Origin of the sequence: Alkalispirochaeta alkalica DSM 8900, from assembly GCF_000373545.1 — a bacterium.
GTDB classification, from domain to species: Bacteria; Spirochaetota; Spirochaetia; order DSM-27196; family Alkalispirochaetaceae; genus Alkalispirochaeta; species Alkalispirochaeta alkalica.
In genome coordinates, this window is record NZ_KB891740.1 from 1 (window position 1) to 1826 (window position 1826).

A 1826-nucleotide genomic window follows, 5' to 3' on the forward strand; every position below is an offset into this window, starting at 1 on the left:
ACCAGGTGGTCATGAGGTTCCTCCTGGGCCTTGGCGTACTTTTTGACAGGCCTCACCTGAAAGTATAACCCGGAGGAAGAAAATATACTGTGTTTCAGTATATATTATTTGATTTTGACAGAGCTTTCCGGTCTGGAGGCGGCTCCGGGGTCGATCTCCTCGGCGAAGGCCTCGTCGGGGTAGCGGAACCAGGTGCCGTCCAGGCTCTGCAGATGGTACCAGCCGGGTTCCCTCCGGCTCAGGCTCTCGGGGTAGAGGGGGATCTTTCCACCGCCCTGGGGCAGGTCCACCGCAAAGGTGGGCAGGGCGATCCCCGAGAGACGCCGCCGCAGGGTGCTGAAGATCTCCATGGCCTCACCCAGGGGGACCCGGTGATGGGCCGTCCCCGGGGCCAGGTCACCCTGAAAAAGATAATAGGGGGTAACCCGCCGCACCACGAGCCCCCGGAAGAGCTCCTCCAGCGTATCGGGGTGATCGTTCACCCCCCGAAGCAGTACGGTCTGGTTAAAGAGGGGGATGCCCGCGTCCACCAGGGCCTCCAGGGCCCGGGTGCTGGGGGGGGATAGCTCCCGGGGGTGGTTGAACTGGGTAACCACCACCAGCGGGGCCTGCTGGCGCAGGAGCCGTGAAAGTTCCGGTGTGATTCTCCCGGGAAGGACCACGGGGATGCGCGTGGCTACCCGGAAGACCAGATCGGGCCGGGCAGCCCGAAAGGCCAGAAACATCGCTTCCAGATCCTCGTCCTTCAGGGTGAGGGGGTCTCCGCCCGAGAGAATCAGCTCCCTCAGTGAGGGGGTCTGGCCCGCCCAGGCCGCTGCCCGGGCGATCTCTTCCCCTGTGGCGGGGCCCCGCTGTTTTCCCGTGAAGTATCGCCGGAAGCAGTGACGGCAGTACATCGCGCAGGTATCGGTGGCAAGAAAGAGGGCCCGGTCGCGGTACCGGTGGATCAGACGTGGCCGGGGCGTGTGAGCCGCTTCCAGGAGGGGGTCGTCGTCTTCCCAGGGCTGCCGATCGAACTCCTGACGCCGGGGCACGCATTGCCTGCGCAGGGGGTCATCGGGGTGGTCCGTGCAGAGGTCCAGATAGGAGGAGGGAATGCGCAGGGAGAGGCCGGGTCCGGCGTGATTGTCCCGGGAGAGCGCTGCAAAGTAGCCTTCCTCATCCTCCGTGAGGGAGAGGGCGCGGCGCAATCCCTCCCGGGAGGTGACTGCCCGGGCGAGGTCCTGGATCCACGAGGAGGATGACATGGCTCTTGTGTACCATGCCGGGCGGTCTGCGGGCAAGTGGAGCACTCCCGGTGAGGGCGGGGCCGTAAAATCCGGGCAGAATATGCTATGATGGAAAAAAGCACCGGGTCCCGGGGGGCCTGAAGAGCGGGAGGCATCATGGTTTCTTTTGTGATTCCCACACGTAATCGTCCTGCGTTGCTGGCCCGGAGCGCCACCAGTCTTCTTCCGTGGCTCTCTACGCGTCACGAGGGGCCCCTGCCGCTGCTCGTCCTGGATCACAGCGATCAGGACGAGGCCCTGGAAGAGAACCGGGCTCTGGTACAGATTCTGGCCGACTCGGCTCCCCCGGAGGAGGAGATCTTCTACCTTGGTCCCCGCGAGCGACGCCGTCTGGTATCGGTGCTGGCCCAGGGCGACCGGGAGCGGGAGGAGCTTTTGGGCTTTGCCTGCCTCAGGCGCACTCCGGAACTCCCCATCTCGAGCCCCGGGCGGAACCGGAACTGCGCGCTTCTGGCCTGGGCGGGACGGAAGATCCTTTCCATGGACGATGACGCCCGGTTCTGCTTTTCGCGTCTCCGCGGGAAGGACCCGATAACT

General features: G+C 64.8%; 2 protein-coding genes. One reads left to right on the plus strand and one right to left on the minus strand.

Features of this window, described 5'->3' with window-relative positions:
* Nucleotides 1–104: 104 nt before the first annotated feature.
* Entirely contained in the window at nucleotides 105–1247 is a 1143-nt protein-coding gene (locus B071_RS17470) for a KamA family radical SAM protein (protein ID WP_018527337.1), read from the minus strand.
* Between the two features lie 138 nt (nucleotides 1248–1385).
* On the opposite strand from B071_RS17470, the gene B071_RS17475 reads away from it, so the two are divergent.
* A partial coding sequence (locus tag B071_RS17475) for a glycosyltransferase family protein (protein ID WP_040588412.1) occupies nucleotides 1386–1826 on the plus strand: 441 nt, incomplete at its 3' end.